The 17663-nt window shown below is 41.8% G+C and carries 11 protein-coding genes; 6 read left to right on the top strand and 5 right to left on the bottom strand.

Going from position 1 to position 17663, the window contains the following annotated elements:
• Window positions 1-6: 6 nt before the first annotated feature.
• Both SJ2017_RS15370 and SJ2017_RS21505 read right to left on the bottom strand, forming a co-directional pair.
• Window positions 7-681: a response regulator transcription factor gene (locus SJ2017_RS15370; RefSeq protein ID WP_055025670.1), complete on the bottom strand. Its 675-nt coding sequence runs from the start codon at window positions 679-681 to the stop codon at window positions 7-9.
• A 2-nt stretch (window positions 682-683) separates the two neighbouring features.
• Window positions 684-1049 (bottom strand): PepSY domain-containing protein, encoded by a 366-nt coding sequence (locus SJ2017_RS21505; RefSeq protein WP_244899705.1) that lies wholly within the window; start codon window positions 1047-1049, stop codon window positions 684-686.
• A 330-nt stretch (window positions 1050-1379) separates the two neighbouring features.
• On the opposite strand from SJ2017_RS21505, the gene SJ2017_RS15360 reads away from it, so the two are divergent.
• The gene (locus tag SJ2017_RS15360; RefSeq protein ID WP_080916300.1) at window positions 1380-2369 is read left to right on the top strand and encodes a choice-of-anchor H family protein; all 990 of its coding nucleotides are present in this window, start codon (window positions 1380-1382) and stop codon (window positions 2367-2369) included.
• A gap of 97 nt (window positions 2370-2466) precedes the next feature.
• Here the strand turns inward: SJ2017_RS15360 and xseA are convergent, their stop codons facing one another.
• A complete protein-coding gene (xseA, locus tag SJ2017_RS15355) occupies window positions 2467-3795 on the bottom strand; it encodes an exodeoxyribonuclease VII large subunit (RefSeq protein ID WP_080916298.1) in 1329 nt (442 codons plus the stop codon).
• A gap of 121 nt (window positions 3796-3916) precedes the next feature.
• Here xseA and guaB point away from each other — a divergent pair, with 121 nt between their 5' ends.
• From guaB to tadA, 3 genes are all read left to right on the top strand, one after another.
• Entirely contained in the window at window positions 3917-5389 is a 1473-nt protein-coding gene (gene guaB / locus SJ2017_RS15350; protein ID WP_055025667.1) for an IMP dehydrogenase, read from the top strand.
• Between the two features lie 141 nt (window positions 5390-5530).
• The gene (guaA, locus tag SJ2017_RS15345) at window positions 5531-7108 is read left to right on the top strand and encodes a glutamine-hydrolyzing GMP synthase (RefSeq protein ID WP_055025666.1); all 1578 of its coding nucleotides are present in this window, start codon (window positions 5531-5533) and stop codon (window positions 7106-7108) included.
• A 165-nt stretch (window positions 7109-7273) separates the two neighbouring features.
• The gene (tadA, locus tag SJ2017_RS15340; RefSeq protein WP_080916297.1) at window positions 7274-7879 is read left to right on the top strand and encodes a tRNA adenosine(34) deaminase TadA; all 606 of its coding nucleotides are present in this window, start codon (window positions 7274-7276) and stop codon (window positions 7877-7879) included.
• 490 nt (window positions 7880-8369) lie between these two features.
• Here tadA and mltF read toward each other — a convergent pair whose 3' ends face one another.
• A complete protein-coding gene (mltF, locus tag SJ2017_RS15335) occupies window positions 8370-9839 on the bottom strand; it encodes a membrane-bound lytic murein transglycosylase MltF (protein ID WP_080916295.1) in 1470 nt (489 codons plus the stop codon).
• A gap of 459 nt (window positions 9840-10298) precedes the next feature.
• Between mltF and purL the strand changes: the two genes are divergently transcribed.
• Window positions 10299-14180, top strand: coding sequence for a phosphoribosylformylglycinamidine synthase (gene purL / locus SJ2017_RS15330; protein ID WP_080917495.1), 3882 nt, complete (start codon window positions 10299-10301; stop codon window positions 14178-14180).
• A gap of 152 nt (window positions 14181-14332) precedes the next feature.
• On the opposite strand, the gene SJ2017_RS15325 is transcribed toward purL, so the two are convergent.
• Window positions 14333-14932 (bottom strand): Sbal_3080 family lipoprotein, encoded by a 600-nt coding sequence (locus SJ2017_RS15325; protein WP_174567609.1) that lies wholly within the window; start codon window positions 14930-14932, stop codon window positions 14333-14335.
• A 1324-nt stretch (window positions 14933-16256) separates the two neighbouring features.
• Here SJ2017_RS15325 and SJ2017_RS15320 point away from each other — a divergent pair.
• The gene (locus SJ2017_RS15320; RefSeq protein ID WP_080916294.1) at window positions 16257-16964 is read left to right on the top strand and encodes an SDR family NAD(P)-dependent oxidoreductase; all 708 of its coding nucleotides are present in this window, start codon (window positions 16257-16259) and stop codon (window positions 16962-16964) included.
• Window positions 16965-17663 lie beyond the last annotated feature (699 nt).

The following is a 17663-nucleotide window of genomic DNA, read 5'->3' as shown; positions in this document are numbered from 1 at the left end:
ATAAGATTAACTTAACGCGCGTAAGCGATAGCCTTGGCCACGCAAGGTTTCAATCAATTTATATTCACTGTTAGGGTCGAGCTTTTTTCGTAAACGGCGAATAAAAACTTCAATGACATTTGAGTCTAAATCAAAATCTTGATCATAAATATGCTCTATCAAAGTTGGTTTAGAAATCACTTCACCTTGATGCAACATGAAATATTCGAATAATTTAAATTCAGAGCTACTGAGAATAATTGACTCTTGATTATGGGTTAGTTCAAGCGTGCGTGTATTTAAATTAAATGGACCATTAGAAACAATAGGACTTGCCTGACCTACTGAGCGGCGAATAAGCGCATTCAAGCGAGCAACCAACTCTTCTGGCTGAAACGGCTTGGTGAGATAATCATCGGCGCCAGAATCTAACCCTAGGACCTTATCTTGCCAACCATCTCGGGCGGTGAGGATCAAAATAGGGTAATCAATTTGTTGATTGCGTAACTGAGTAATCAAACTCAATCCATCAATCTTAGGTAAACCCACATCAATAATAGCAGCATCGTAGGGATATTCTGTTGCTTGAAACAAGCCATCTTCACCATCCGATGATATATCGACACTGTAATTAGCAGCTTGTAAATGCTCGGTTAGGTTTCTTTGCAAGCCTAAATCATCTTCAACTAACAATATTCTCATGGTTAATTCCTCGAAACTGAACCGGTACGTGCATTCACGGTGGCGTAAAACACCATGCCTTTATTAGAAAGCAGTTTGACTCGATAGCCAGGAGAACCATTCACTGATGTTGACTGAACAGAAAGCACTTTGGCAGCGTATTGCCTTTTAGCAACTTGTGCCGCTTGCTGTGAACTGTTGATTGCTAATTTCTTAGGTTGATTTCGTTTATTTTGGTTCGGTGCTTGATGAGAAGCATGATGAGTTGATTGTCCCCATGCGATAGTAGAAACAGCTGAAATAGGCGCAGCTTGGGTTAATCCAATATTGAGAAAGCTCAACATTAGCGTTAACACAGGTATGCTTAATTTCATTGTTACTTTGCTCATTGCCAAATCCAATTCAATATTTATCTTTGAAATCAGTCATCAGTGTAAAAGATCCCTTTCAATATAGAAACATCTGCTATGTATGAAGTTGCATTCCCTTTGTGAAAATGAAGTATTGCGCGGCGAATATGAATGTAAGATGAATGGCCGTTTAATTGTATTTAATCACCAATTTCTGATGGTTAACTAGAACTTGTTATCAATATTCTACTTCCACTGTTCAGCTTGCATTCATTTTCAGTGTTCTTAAATAACCCTCATTAACGATACGGAATCACGGTGATTCAATCACCCATTGATGGCTGTGATATCAATTAAGAGGGAACACACATGAATAGACAATACCCATGTTTAAGACGTATTAGATTGTTCGCTATAAGCTCAATAAGTCGTTTTTTGATGCTAGTGATGGGCGTTGCTTCGATGTCAGCAATGGCAAGTACTTCACAGCAAAGCATAATTGTCAGTGAGGGGCGTCAACTCTCAAGCATTGAGCAGGGGGATCCGTTTAAGGCTCAACATGGCGTATTGACTGAACAACAAAAAAGTACCCTGAATGAACTTGTGTTAAAAGAGAAGCAACAGCGACAAGCTAGTGAGTCCGCAGGAAAAAATCATGCAGAGAAACTGAGCCGCAGCGAGATCATAGCGCTTCGGGCAAGTGGCGTCATGTCTGAAAAAGTGCAACAAGGTTTGCCTACAGCGCAAAGCTTATCGAATGGCACAGGGCTAAGTAAAATACAAAAGGCTCAGGTAAATCAACAGGCTATCGTCGGTTATCGAGATTTTGACATTTATGCCGCTTATAGTCGTTTATTTGATGATTTAGATGAAGATGGGTTTTACCAAACGTTTAGCGTGACCTTTGATGCCGATGTTTATGGTTTTACTCAAGGAGAGGCGGCTAATGTTTATGCCGAACTTTATTTAAGCCGTAATGGAGGTCCTTGGGAGCACTATTACTCTACCGATGTGTTTACTATCTATGGCGATGCTACCGATGACGATTACGAAGTATTAACGACATTAGCTCAAGGTTATAAAACTGATTATTACGATGTGTTGATTGATTTATATGAACTCGGGTACGAGGACATTGTGGCGACATTAAGTAGTGAAGAGTCTGATGGATTATATGCATTACCATTAGAAAGTAGTGATAGAGATACGGTTTATGAGGAAGAATACGTTGAAGTGATTGAAACAGAGGTGCATGTCAGTGGCGGCAGTATGACGTGGACTTCGTTATTCATACTCTTGTTGTTAGGTGTACAGCGAACAGTGTTACCAACAAAGCGATTAAATAACAATACTGATTAAACTTGCAACGATGGAAAGTCATAAACCAATTAACAAAATCCCGCTTAATGCGGGATTTTGTTATCAGTGATTTCTATCATTGGCCGTTTGGGGCCAATTACACCACCACTGATTTAATTTCACCTTGATGCAGCTTGGTCGTTAGCGTTTCGCCCGCTTTTACCTGTTGGGCATTTTGTAAAATATTGCCTTTACCATCACGAGTAATACTGTAACCACGGCTTAATGTCGCTAATGGGCTAACGGTTTCTAGTTGATGCGCACTGTAATTCACTTGCTGATTGGCATTTACTAGCCTTGCTTTCATTGCTTCTTTTAAACGATTGGTGAGATAACCCACTTTGTTTTGCTCTAAGGTTAGCTTATGAGCGGGTGATCGCTGTTGCAGTCGACTCTTAAGTTGTTGCTGAGCTAATGTTGCATTAGCAAGCTTATGACGCAGGGCTGATTCAAGCTTTAACTGCATTTCATCAAAGCGCTGCTCAAGTTGTTGTAGCTGCCTTTTAGGATCTTCACGTTGTAGCTGGTGGCTTAATTCACTGAGTTGCGTACTTTGATGTAATAAGTAATGGCGCATTGATTGTCGTAACCGTGAAAAGGTCAAGTTAAGCTTTTGGGTCTTATTACCTTTATCATCTGATAATAACTCTGCGCCAGCAGAAGGCGTCGGAGCTCTTACATCTGCGACATAATCACTGATAGTGGTATCAATTTCATGACCTACCGCACTGACAACGGGCAGGGCGCTATTATAAATAGCATGGGCTAAGTCTTCATCGTTAAAGCACCATAAATCTTCTAAAGAGCCACCACCGCGGGTAAGCAATAAAATGTCGACCTCTAAACGTCTATTGGCCGTGGAGATTGCATTAATGATTTGTTTCGCTGCCGTCGCGCCTTGTACTTGGGTTGGGTAAACCACCACTTCAATTGACGGGTCGCGAGTAGAAAGCACTTTAACCACATCTCTAACCGCAGCACCAGTGGCAGAGGTAATAACACCAATTCGTTGAATATTTTGCGGTAATGGTCGCTTGGTTTCTGTTGCAAATAAGCCTTCGGCTGCTAATTTAAGCTTAAGCGCTTCATATTGCTGTGCAAGTAATCCATCTCCAGCTGGCAGCATTGACTCTAAAAGTAATTGATAGTCGCCACGAGGTTCATAAACACTGATAGAACCTTTAACTAATACTTGTTGGCCATTAACAGGTTTAAATGGCACGGTTTGATTACGACCTTTAAACATCGCACAGCGAATTTGTGAGCGACTGTCTTTTAATGTCATATACCAATGACCTGAATTTGGGGAAACAAAGTTCGAGATTTCGGCCTCAAGCCACACCTTACCTAGCTCACCTTCAAGCAGCTGGCGGACTTCGCCGTTTAAACGGGAAACCGTGTAAACATTATTTTTCGAGCTTTTCATCAAATTCAACCGACTAAGAGTATTTTTTAACTATTTTCCATTTACCAACCTAAATATGCAAGGTATAATCCCGCCGCAATATTTACCCTTTCCAAACCCTACACTTTCTGGGAGATGTTGCATGTTAAGATTAAGAAATGACGCACTAACATTTGATGATGTACTACTTGTGCCTGCTCACTCAACCGTCCTCCCAAATACCGCTGTTCTAAAAACTCGTCTGACTAAAAAAATTGAATTAAACACCCCAATCGTTTCTGCTGCAATGGATACGGTCACTGAAGCTCGCTTAGCGATCGCCATGGCGCAAGAAGGTGGTTTAGGTTTTATTCATAAAAATATGACGATTGAACAACAAGCTGAAGAAGTTCGTAAAGTTAAAATTTACGAAGCGGGTATCGTTCAACAACCTGTAACCGTCACGCCAAGCACCACACTTGCTGAGTTAAAAGAATTAACTGAACGCAATGGCTTTGCTGGTTATCCAGTGATTAACGATGCTAATGAGCTTGTGGGTATTATTACTGGCCGTGACGTTCGCTTCATTACTGACTGGAGCCGTACTGTAGAGCAAGTTATGACGCCGAAAGATCGTCTAGTGACTGTGCTTGAAGGGACTAAGTTAGATGAAGTGCAAACACTAATGCATTCACACCGCGTTGAAAAAGTATTAGTGGTTGACGATAACTTTAAGCTAAAAGGCTTAATCACGGTTAAAGATTTCCAAAAAGCAGAGCGTAAGCCTAATGCATGTAAAGACGAATTAGGTCGTTTACGTGTTGGTGCAGCTGTTGGCGCAGGTGCTGGCAACGAAGAGCGTATTGCTGCGCTCGTTAAAGCGGGTGTTGACGTATTGCTGATTGATTCATCTCATGGTCACTCTGAAGGTGTGCTGCAACGTATTCGTGATACTCGCGCCTCATTCCCTGATTTACAAATCGTAGGTGGTAACGTCGCCACTGCTGAAGGCGCTTTAGCCCTAGTAGACGCTGGTGTTGATGCCGTTAAAGTGGGTATTGGCCCAGGTTCTATTTGTACCACTCGTATCGTTACTGGTGTGGGTGTGCCACAAATTACAGCGGTATCTGACGCTGCAGCAGCGGTTAAACATTTAGATATCCCAGTTATTGCTGATGGCGGTATTCGTTTCTCAGGTGACTTAGCTAAAGCCTTAGCTGCTGGTGCATCATGCATCATGGCAGGTTCAATGTTTGCGGGTACTGAAGAAGCACCGGGTGAAACAGAGCTATACAATGGCCGTGCTTATAAGTCATACCGTGGTATGGGCTCATTAGGTGCGATGACGCAAACTCAAGGGTCTTCTGACCGTTACTTCCAAAGCGACAACGCTGCTGACAAATTAGTACCTGAAGGTATTGAAGGGCGTGTTGCTTATAAAGGTAAGTTAAAAGAAATCATTCACCAACACATGGGCGGTTTACGTTCTTGTATGGGTCTGACGGGTTGCGCCACCATTAAAGAATTAAATGAAAAAGCTGAATTCGTAAAAATTACCTCAGCGGGTATGGGCGAGTCTCATGTTCATGACGTTACGATCAGTAAAGAAGCGCCGAATTATCGTAGCGGTTCTTAAATCATAAAGCGGCATATTGTTATGCCGCTTTTTTTCAACCTTTTCTCGTCAGTGGTGACTAACAATACACAATGAGACAAGGTTGAAGTACACCTACGAAGAATACTGTTTTTAAAAGTAAACCCAGATATAAGGTATCCCATGAGCAACATTCATGAGCATAAAATCCTGATCCTAGATTTTGGATCGCAATACACGCAGTTAATCGCCCGCCGTATTCGTGAAATCGGTGTTTATTGTGAGCTTTGGGCTTGGGATGTATCTGAGGAGCAAATTAAAGAATTTGCTCCAAACGGCATCATCTTAGCAGGTGGTCCAGAAAGTGTGACCGCAGAAAACTCACCACGTGCCTCTGAATATGTATTTAATGCCGGCGTGCCTGTCTTAGGCATTTGTTATGGCATGCAAACTATGTCTGAGCAGCTTGGCGGTAAAGTGATTCAAGGTGTAGGTGAAGGTGAGTTTGGCTACGCACAAGTTGAAATTCAAACTGAATCGGCGTTATTTAAAAGCATTGAAGATGCGATTAGCGCTGAAGGCAAACCTTTGCTTGATGTATGGATGAGTCACGGCGATAAAGTTTCTGAAATCCCAGAAGGTTTTGTGACTGTCGCTAAAACAGAAACCTGTCCATATGCTGCAATGGCGAATGAAGACAAGCGTTTTTACGGCGTTCAATTTCACCCAGAAGTTACCCATACTCGTCAAGGCAAGCGCATGCTTGAGCACTTTGCATTAGACATTTGTGGTTGTGATGCCAACTGGAAACCTTCTTCAATTATCGAAGATGCAATTGAACGTTTGAAAAAACAAATCGGTGATGATGAAGTTATCTTAGGCTTATCTGGCGGTGTTGATTCATCAGTAGTCGCTATGCTGCTTCACCGCGCCATTGGTGACAAATTAACGTGTGTGTTCGTGGATAACGGCTTACTACGTTTAAACGAAGCTAATCAAGTGATGGAAATGTTTGGTGACCACTTCGGACTGAACATTGTCCATGTTGACGCTGAAAATCGATTCTTAGACGCGATGGCTGGTGAAGCTGATCCAGAAGCTAAACGTAAAATTATTGGTCATGTATTTGTTGATATCTTCGATGAAGAATCAAAGAAATGTGTCAATGCTAAATGGTTAGCGCAAGGCACAATTTACCCTGACGTTATTGAATCAGCAGGCAGCGCCACCGGTAAAGCCCACGTGATTAAGTCTCATCACAATGTAGGCGGACTACCAGATGATATGGAGCTGGGTTTAGTAGAACCTTTACGTGAATTATTTAAAGATGAAGTCCGTAAGATTGGTTTAGAGCTAGGTCTGCCATACGACATGCTTTACCGTCATCCGTTCCCTGGACCGGGTTTAGGTGTGCGTGTTCTTGGTGAAGTGAAAAAAGAGTACTGTGACTTACTGCGTTTAGCTGATGCTATCTTTATTGAAGAACTGCATAAAGCAGATCTTTACCATAAGGTCAGCCAAGCCTTTACTGTATTCCTACCAGTACGCTCTGTAGGTGTTATGGGGGATGGCCGTAAATATGACTGGGTTGTTTCACTACGTGCAGTTGAAACTATCGACTTTATGACGGCGCATTGGGCACACTTACCATACGACTTCTTAGGTCGTGTATCGAACCGAATCATTAATGAAATCGATGGTATTTCACGTGTGGTTTACGATATCTCAGGTAAGCCACCTGCGACAATCGAATGGGAATAAGTTTCCATTAATTAAAAAAGGCGCTTAGGCGCCTTTTTTATTGAGATAAATTTATTGCTGTTTGCCGTATAATCTAATGAAGTTTGATGTATTGCCATACACGATAAGATTTAATGATTAAGCTATATGCAACAAGTTAAACATAGCAAAGCCTAAGAGATACTCATGACGTTAGAAAACAAAGTCCATATCAGCCAAAAGCAGCAAAGGAGTCAGGCTAAGCCATTAACTGCTGAAGAGTTAGCGGTACGTGCAGCTCAAGATGAAAAGTGGATGCGAGTGGCTTTAGCGCTGGCGACTAAAGCTGAAGAATTAGGTGAGGTGCCTGTTGGGGCTGTCTTGGTCAAAGACGATGTGCTTATTGCATCAGGATTTAATTTAAGTATTACTGAGCATGATCCTAGTGCCCATGCTGAAATGCAGTGCATAAGAGCGGCAGGCAAAGTGCTTGAAAACTACCGTATGTTAGGCGCCACGTTGTACGTTACCTTAGAACCATGCCCAATGTGCGCAGGCGCGATGGTCCACAGTCGAATTGAACGAGTGGTCTTTGGTGCTAAAGATTTAAAAACGGGCGCGGCGGGGAGTGTGATAAACCTACTACAAGACACGCATTTTAATCATCAACTTAGCGTGGATTCAGGCGTATTAGCTGATGAATGCGCGAGCCAATTAAGTCAGTTTTTTAAGCGACGCCGAGAAGAGAAAAAAGCGTTAAAAAAACAATTAAAAACGCAATCAGACTTGTTGCTGCAAAAAGGCGAAGAATAGTTTTTGACGGTTAAGCATTTTGCGCTGCTTTAGCTTAATGATATTACGGCGGCGAGCGTTATTATTTCTTTTCATATTTCACCTGTTAACTTGTTGAAATCTGTTATTTAAAATCTATTCGTTAAAAGTTATTCGTTAAAAGTTATTCGTTAAAAGTTATTCGTTAAAGTCTCAGGCCGTAAAACCGATTGTGTTAAAACCTAAGATGTTAAAACCTAAGATGTTAAAACCTAAGATGTTAAAACATAAGCTATTAGAACATAAGCTATTAGAACATAAGGTATAAGTGAAGACATTAGAACGAATGTCTTATAACCCCCTGAATCTTTCTTTTAATTGCATCAGTAAAGCCCTGTCGCTTAACGTTAATGGCGAGTCAGGCGTTCTCATTCAGTAGGGCACTCAAACGTCAGTATCATGTCCTGACACTATTAATACCAAGTAATTATGAATGCTTTATTAAATGACACTTCTTGACGTGTGCATGAGTTTATTGCGCCGATGATTTAAGGAGCTCGTTAGGCTTATCATCTTGCTGCTCTTCGGTAGTCGATTCTTGCTCGCTTGCCTCTTTGGCTTTTGACTCCGCGAGCATCGCTTGTTCTTTATTTTGATTATCAACCCAAACTAAGGTGTCGTAATAACGACGGATATTATCAACATAATGGGCAGCTTCGTTGCCTCTTGCGTAACCATAACGAGTATTTTTGTAATACTTACGCTGCTGCAATAACGGTAAAACTTGTTTTACATCGCGCCATGCGCTGGGATCTTTCCCCATACCTTGAGTGATTTTACGTGCATCTTCAACATGACCTAAGCCAATATTATATGACGCAAGAGCAAACCAAATTCGCTGGCTATCAGGAATAGACTCAGGCAAACGATCGATCATTTTTTGTAAGTATATCGCGCCGCCTCGAATACTTTGTTCAGCATCAAGTCGATTATCGACACCAACAGAGCTTGCCGTTGGTTGGGTTAACATCATCATGCCACGGACACCCGTAGGAGAGCGGGCGTGCGGGTTCCAATGAGACTCTTGATAACCGGTTGCAGCAAGTTTACGCCAATCTAAATCGCCAGCATGCTTTTCAAATAGTGCTTGATACTCTGGTAACACATTGTCGATAGCACGAATAAAAGCACGAGTATCCACATAGTCAAAACGCTTTACGTGGCCAAAGTATTTTTCGTTAAGGTGCTCTAGGGTGCCATTACGTTTTTGAATGTGCCAAAAAGACAGTAATGAACTCAGTAAATAATCGCTGTTAACTGGTGGCAGTAACCACACCACTTGGGTTTTCTCATCAAGGACAATACCTGCACGTAGTTCAGGTAAGTAGCGTTGGTTGATCAGTAAGCTGTTGGAATCTGCAATGGTATAAAGCACTTCGCCTGAGGCGACCATTGAAAATAGCTCTTCATTGTCGCCATCAACAATTTGTTTCCAAGACAAGTTCGGGTTGGATTGCTTTAACTTAATTAAGGTATCGACCGCGGCAGACTCTGAGATAACGCTAATGTCACCTTGTAGATCATTAAAGTCTCGTGGTTTAAGGTTCCCTGACTTGTATATTAAGACTTGGTTGACTTCATATAATGTGGGACCGAGAAGAAACTGCTCACGTCGATTGTTAGTCGTTGTGATCGCTGCGGCCACAATATCAATGTCATTTTGGCGTAATGCTTCAAATAGCTGCTGACGATTATGGTAGGGCACCATTTCAAGAGGAACATTGAGATATTCAGCAAACTTAGCGGCCATTTCATAATCAAAGCCACTCTCACCTTGGTCTGAATTAAGGTAAGTTTGTGAGCCGTAAAGCGTCCCTACCTTTAACACGGTACGCTGCGGGAGCTGTTCAACATAGTCAGTGATAGTAATGTCAGCACGATGACAACCACTGAGTAAAAAGTTGATTGAAATGATAGAGACTATCGTTAAGAGTTTACTCATATCCCTCTTTGTTAAATCCGTTAATGATAAATAGTCTTGTTATGGCTGCGTATCGCTAGGCAAGATTAAGTGTTGCTTGCTCTGATATTGCGGCTAGTTTTATGCCTATATCGATGCTGGTTTGCTAATCAGATTGTCCATAACCTGAATTAACATAACAGCGTTAACCTTTACGGTATAAATATACTGTAGCAGTAGTTTTGTATTTCACCTAGTCTGCTGGTGGTAACTGTTAAAATATACGGTTGAATTTATTAGTAAATTCGAATTTAAAAAAATAAAATTATCATAATTTGTTGCTGAAATAATAACACGATATTCAGCAGTTTATTTTTGATTGTTTTCGTTAACGGGAAACACTGTTCTAGCAAGCCTTCTTAGGTGATTTATATAGTCTGATTCCCTATAATAGCGCCAATTCTTACCCTACCAATATAATCAATAAGGTGAATTGACGTGATTGAGATCATTCGCGGAGCCCCAGCACTTTCAGCTTTTAGAGTTCAAAAGCTTATGGAGGCCTGCGAAAGCGCAGCCCTTCCTGTTGAGCAAATTTACGCTGAGTATATCCATTTAGCCGATTTAAGTGACAAGCTTGATGATAAAGAGTATCAGCAGCTTGAAACGATTTTAACTTACGGGCCTGCTATCGAATCTCATGCGCCAGAAGGTTCGTTATTTTTTGTTACCCCTCGTCCTGGCACCATTTCTCCTTGGTCATCTAAAGCAACCGATATCGCTAAAAACTGTGGCTTAAGCAAAGTAAAACGCTTAGAACGTGGTGTAGCTTATTACGTTGCCGGTACCTCATTAACTACCGAACAACTTGAGCAAGTAAAAGGCTTAATCCATGATCGTATGGTTGAAGTGATTTTACCTGAGTTTGCCGCAGCATCAGTGTTATTTGAACGCACTGAGCCGCTACCGTTTAAGAGTATTAATATTCTTGCTGAAGGTCGCCGTGCATTAGAAGTTGCCAACGTAGAACTAGGTTTAGCCCTAGCAGAAGATGAAATTGATTACTTAGTCGATAACTTCGTACGTTTAAACCGTAACCCTAACGACATTGAATTAATGATGTTTGCTCAAGCAAACTCAGAGCATTGTCGTCATAAAATCTTTAATGCTGACTGGACTATTGACGGTGAAGTTCAGCCAAAATCATTATTTAAAATGATTAAAAACACCTTTGAGGTGACACCTGATAACGTGTTATCAGCATACAAAGATAACGCAGCCGTGATGAATGGCAGTGTGGCAGGGCGCTTCTTCCCAGATCAAGACGGTGTGTATAACTATCACACTGAGCCAATGCATATTTTGATGAAGGTTGAAACCCATAACCACCCAACAGCCATCAGCCCATACCCAGGTGCGGCAACAGGTTCAGGTGGTGAAATCCGTGATGAAGGCGCTACAGGTCGTGGCTCAAAACCTAAAGCGGGCTTAACTGGTTTTAGCGTATCAAACCTTAAAATCCCTGGTTTTGTACAGCCATGGGAAGGCGATTACGGCAAACCTAGCCGTATTGTTACTCCGTTAGAAATTATGACAGAAGGCCCATTAGGTGGCGCTGCTTTTAACAACGAATTTGGTCGTCCAGCACTTGTGGGTTACTTCCGTACTTACGAGCAAGAAGTATCAAGCCACAACGGTGTTGAAGTTCGTGGTTACCACAAGCCAATTATGCTTGCTGGTGGTTTAGGTAACATTCGTGAAGATCATGTTCAAAAAGGCGAAATCACCGTAGGCGCTAAGCTTATTGTTTTAGGTGGCCCAGCAATGAACATTGGTTTAGGTGGTGGTGCTGCTTCATCAATGGCATCAGGCCAATCTAGTGAAGATTTAGACTTTGCTTCAGTGCAACGTGAAAACCCAGAAATGGAACGCCGTTGTCAGGAAGTGATCGACCGCTGCTGGCAAATGGGTGATGACAACCCAATTCAATTTATTCACGATGTGGGCGCTGGCGGATTATCAAATGCCTTCCCTGAGCTTGTGAATGACGCTGACCGTGGCGCATTGTTTAACTTACGTAACGTGCCTTCAGACGAGCCAGGCATGAGCCCACTTGAGATTTGGTGTAATGAATCTCAAGAGCGTTATGTGTTATCTGTTGCGCCTGAAAACTTAGAAACCTTCAGACAGATTTGTGAGCGTGAACGTGCACCTTTTTCTGTAGTGGGTGACGCAACTGAAGAACAACATTTAACGCTCGAAGACAGCCATTTTGACAACAAGCCAATTGATTTACCGCTTGAAGTGCTATTAGGCAAGGCACCTAAAATGAGCCGTGATGTGGTGTCAGCTAAAGCTAAATCGCCAGCGCTTAATCAAGCAGAAATAAATGTAAAAGATGCGGTTTCTCGTATCCTACATTTACCAACGGTTGCAGATAAATCATTCCTTATCACCATTGGCGACCGTTCAGTGACGGGTTTAGTTAACCGTGACCAAATGGTTGGCCCTTGGCAGGTTCCAGTTGCCGATTGTGCTGTTACTGCGTCAAGCTTTGACAGCTACGCTGGTGAAGCTATGTCGATTGGTGAGCGTACACCGCTTGCACTACTTGATTTTGGCGCATCAGCGCGTATGGCTGTAGCAGAATCAATCTTAAACATTGCTGGTACTGATATTGGCTCATTCAAAGACATTAAATTGTCAGCTAACTGGATGTCAGCAGCAGGTCACCCAGGTGAAGATGCGGGTCTTTATGAAGCAGTAAAAGCTGTCGGTGAAGAACTTTGTCCAGAGCTTGAGTTAACTATCCCTGTGGGTAAAGACTCAATGTCGATGAAGACTGCGTGGAATGATGCAGGTCAAGACAAAACAGTCACATCGCCAATGTCGTTAGTTATAACTGCTTTTGGTGTGGTAAAAGACATTCGTCATACTGTTACACCAGAGCTTCGCACAAACAAAGGCGAAACTGAGCTGTTATTGGTTGATTTGGCCAAAGGTCAAAACCGTTTAGGCGGTTCTTGTTTAGCACAAGTATTCAGCCAACTGGGTGATGTTGCGCCAGATTTAGATGATGCTGCAAGCTTACGTGGATTCTTTGAAGTCATTCAGCCATTAGTGGCTGAGCAAAAAGTGATGGCTTACCATGACCGCAGTGACGGTGGCTTATTCACCACATTAGTGGAAATGGCATTTGCTGGTAACACTGGCCTAAATATCGATTTAGCAGCGCTTAAAGGTAACGACCTTGAACGTTTATTTAACGAAGAACTAGGTGCGGTTATCCAAGTGGCTAAAGCTGATAGCGCAGCGATTAAAGCGCAATTTGCCGCCGCTGGCGTTGATTGCCATAGTGTTGCGACATTAACGACCGACGATAACATCACAGTGGTTGACGGTGAACGTGCAGTATTCAGTGATTCGCGTGTATCGCTTCGTACTATGTGGTCAGAAACCACTTACCGTATGCAAGCCATGCGTGATAACCCAGAATGCGCCAAAGAAGAATTTGAGCTTAAACAGCAAGCTAAAGACCCAGGTCTAACAGTTAAATTAGGCTTTAACCCAAGTGAAGATGTAGCAGCACCTTATATCTTAAAAGGCGCAGCACCTAAGATGGCGATTATTCGTGAGCAAGGCGTTAACTCTCACGTTGAAATGGCAGCCGCATTTGACCGCGCAGGTTTTGAAAGCCGCGATGTTCATATGTCAGACATCTTATCGGGTCGCATTAGCCTTGAAGAGTTCCAAGGCCTAGTGGCTTGTGGCGGTTTCTCATACGGTGACGTATTAGGCGCGGGTGAAGGTTGGGCTAAATCAATCTTGTTCAACGAGCGTGCTCGCAGTGAGTTCTCTCAGTTCTTTGAGCGTGATGCAACATTAGCGCTGGGTGTTTGTAATGGTTGTCAGATGTTATCTAACCTGAAAGAAATCATTCCGGGCAGTGAGCATTGGCCACACTTTGTCCGTAACCGTTCAGAGCGTTTTGAAGCCCGTGCGAGTTTGGTTGAAGTGCAAAAGAGTCCTTCAATCTTCTTCGAAGGAATGGAAGGTTCACGCATGCCAATCGCCGTATCACACGGTGAAGGTCGCGCTGAATTTAAATCTGTTGAAGCATTAGCAGCAGCTGAAGCATCAGGTACAGTGGCACTGCGTTATGTTGACGGTAACGGTCAAATCGCAACGCAATACCCACAAAACCCGAATGGTTCGCCAAATGCTATTACTGCACTAACGACAACAGACGGTCGAGTAACCATCATGATGCCGCATCCAGAGCGTGTATTCAGAACCGTTGCTAACTCATGGCACCCAGACGAGTGGGCAGAAGACAGCCCATGGATGCGTATGTTCCGTAATGCGCGCGTTAAGTTAGGTTAAGTTTTACTTAAACCTCAACTGAGTTAACAGCAAAAAGGCGACCATTGGTCGCCTTTTTTATAGTTAGTTTAAATATTAGACACCTATTGGATTCTAATAAGGACTTTTAATACTCAGCGGTGCATATTTTCAGAATACTTTTCTCACAGTATTCATAATTTTTTAGAAAGAACTTTCTGCTTTTCTAGCTCGTACTCTTCCTGAGTAATTAGTTCTTCACTTAACCATCTTTTCAACTGTCTTAATTGATCCTCTTTGGTTTCCGAAACCAACTCCTTTTCTGATTCATTAGTTGGTATAGTTTTGCGGTAAGCATTTACGAGCTCAGGTGAATAACCCGATAAAAGTTGATTAATAACGGGATCCATTTTCGAGTCTACACTTGCCCATTTATTTAAGGCTAAGCCACCTTTACCGTTAAGGTGATATTCGGCATAAGCAATATTATCTAGTCCACGATATAGCCATAACTCTGCATGGTGCATGTACATAGCCATGTCCCAAGTTTTCAAAGCGGTGTAGTTCAAATGGTAGTCACAATAGTTTGGCATACTGTCTGTATAAACTTCTGTTGTTATTCCATGACGTTTAAAACCTTTTTGAACAACAGGCAAAAAGTCGTGAACGATCACTTTGGGGTTTTCTTCAATACATACGTGACTTACTTGCATTTTGGGGTCAAGCTGCTCGACATTGACACTTGTACAACCTGTTATAAGTAAAAAAACTAAACTAATTAGAACCTTATTCAAAGTTAACTCCATTTATTTTTCAAAGCATATCAATTGAAATTTATCATAATAACCTTAATTTATAGCATTGTGAGTTTTTATATCATTGATATAAATCATTTAATTATATGTTTTGAAGTCGTGGCGGTTCGCTCATACCCGACGAAAGGGAAACAACAGCATTTCCCTTCTCGACATCCCTTGCCGCCCCTACGAAATTGCTCTTAAAAGCGAGCAAGCCTCATGCTTATTCGAAAATAGCTAACACTTTAGATAGGCCATCCATGGCCAACTAAAGCTAGCCTGACGTCCTGTCAGGCTTACGCTATTTTCTTCAACGCATTTCAGCAATTTCTATGGGGATTTGTGGTACCCGCAGGTTTATTAGAATTAGCAAATGTTCCGAAATTTTTCTTAGGCTTTGAATGATACATTTAAATTAAGGTAAGCAAGAAAATCGCATGAGCCCAGACATGGCCTTTCTCGCACATCCATGTGCTTCAAGGCATTTAGTGCATCCTGTACTTAAGATGCCAGCTAGCTTTCGAGGGGAAGGGTCACTCTTTGTCATCTATGCCATCGTGACATTTGTAATTCCTATACATCAGACGCCCCATCGGAAGCGTTAGTGATTTTGGCAGCTTGCCGGGGCAGGCTGCAAAAGAAGGTTAAAGCTATGAAAACCCCTATCGAAAATTATGCGCTTTTCAGCATTTTTCGTCGGGGCTGCGGGGCGTAGCTCTTAGCGAAAAGTAAGAGGGAGTCGCAGTTCACTCCCTTTTAGTCTGGTGTGGGCTAAGCGCCACGACGTTAATCCAAACGAAGCTTGGAAAATACAGAAGTAAACAAGCCACCCACTATTAACCAATAACATAACGGCCTTTTACTGTGCACGCAAGTGAACAAACATGGCTGAACTATCGTGAACGTCTGAGGAAGTATTAAGTTAGCTAGATTTGATGGTATTTAGGTGTTTCAGCTTATTTTTGCCGATGTTAAGTCGTCACAAAGCTACCTATACTTAATATCGAAAGGAATGATTAGATAAAGTGCGGCGTTTGGTTAGTATCAGTCCATAAAGCATTAACAATGGGTGGCTACTTTTTTTCGCTACTTATTTTCGGTTTTAATATATATTATGCATCACTATCTAAGCACCTATGTAAAATACACTCAAAGAGAAGCAAATGCGGATTTACGGATATTTACGAGCATCTACCGCTGAACAAGACTCGAGTTGAGCTAAAGAGCAACTATCAGAATTTGCAAAGATCAGTTCTTATTTTGAAAACTATTTAGCAAATTATCCTAACAACACACTTACTCCATCGTTTAGGGGGACACTATGTCTAAAGTTGCCATAATCACAGGCGCTAGTCGTGGGATTGGTAAAACTATTGCTCATTACTTTGCTCAGGAAGGATACACTTTGGTGTTACTTTCCTTAAATAATGAAAACCTTGAGCAGGCTAAAGCAGAGCTCAAGTCACACTATTCATCATGCCTAGTTGAGACAATGCCAGTCGATTTCAATAACCCACCTGAAGTTGAAACTGCTATTACATCAATCATCAAAAAGCATGAAGAAATTGATACTCTGGTTAACAGTGCTGGCGTCTTGGCAGCTGGTAATACTGACCTTTCCTTAGCTAAACTTTCTGAGTTGGTAAACGTAAATCTATTATCTACAATCACTGCTTGTAATTTAGTAGCGGAGAAAATGAAACAGCAAGGCTACGGGGAAATATATAATATTGGCTCTACTGCTGGTTTGGTGCCAGTCTCTAAGATTGCAGCATATTCAGCGACAAAAGCCGCAATTGTTAGTTATAGCCAATCGCTATATCACGAACTTCTTCCTTTTGGGGTAAAGGTTTGTTGTTTATGCCCTAGTGTTGTAGATACCGATATGACTAATGATGGGCGTATTGATAATAAATTTAAAATTGAAACACAAGACCTAGCAAAAGCAATTAGATTTATTCGAAGCCTATCTCCAGGGGCTACTATAAGCTCACTATCCATAAGGTGTCGCATCATAGACCTAGAGTAGACCATTACAATAGATATAACGCTTTTTATACGAGTGATTAGCGGTATTTCTTTTGAGCCTTAAATATGAAATCAATAGTTTAATGAAAAACTAATAGATTAGATTGGTCTGTGTGGAATAAATTGGCAAAAAAGTTTTAAGGACACCAACTCAATACTTCATTTATATTGGTTTTTCTTCAGTAGTCCATGACTTCCGTTTAACCCATTGCCTGCCGCTGGGATGTTCAGAATGAACGGAATGTCGCGATTACTTGGTCAATGATGCTCCTTCATCATACTGACATTAATCATATCCTTATGGTTCAGATGTGAAAGATTGACCTTTTATGCAGATACAACTGCAATAAACGACATTCTTCATATAAACCAATAGGTTCCTGTAAGCTCTGCCAAAACAAATAACATCTATGTTAAGCGGCCCGTTCAGCATCCATGCCTCTCGCTCAAAGCGTTTCACACTGTGAAACTTCACTATGTTTTGGAAGTTCGCTGTTGCATCTACACTGGGATTATTTTTCTTCGATTTGACTGCATTCGTGACAATTTAAAGAGCTAAAAGACTCAATTTGGATTGAGGACGTTGAAGAAAATAGCGTGATGCTCACATGGATGTGAGCTTAGCTTTCGCGGTGCATGGATGCACCATCGGAAGCGTTAGCATTTTCGAATAAGTCTGAAGTTAGCAACAAACGAAGTT

Origin of the sequence: Shewanella japonica (assembly GCF_002075795.1) — a bacterium.
Classification (GTDB): Bacteria; Pseudomonadota; Gammaproteobacteria; order Enterobacterales; family Shewanellaceae; genus Shewanella; species Shewanella japonica.
Note: the sequence above shows the minus strand (reverse complement) of the source record. Positions and strands in the feature narration are given on the sequence as shown.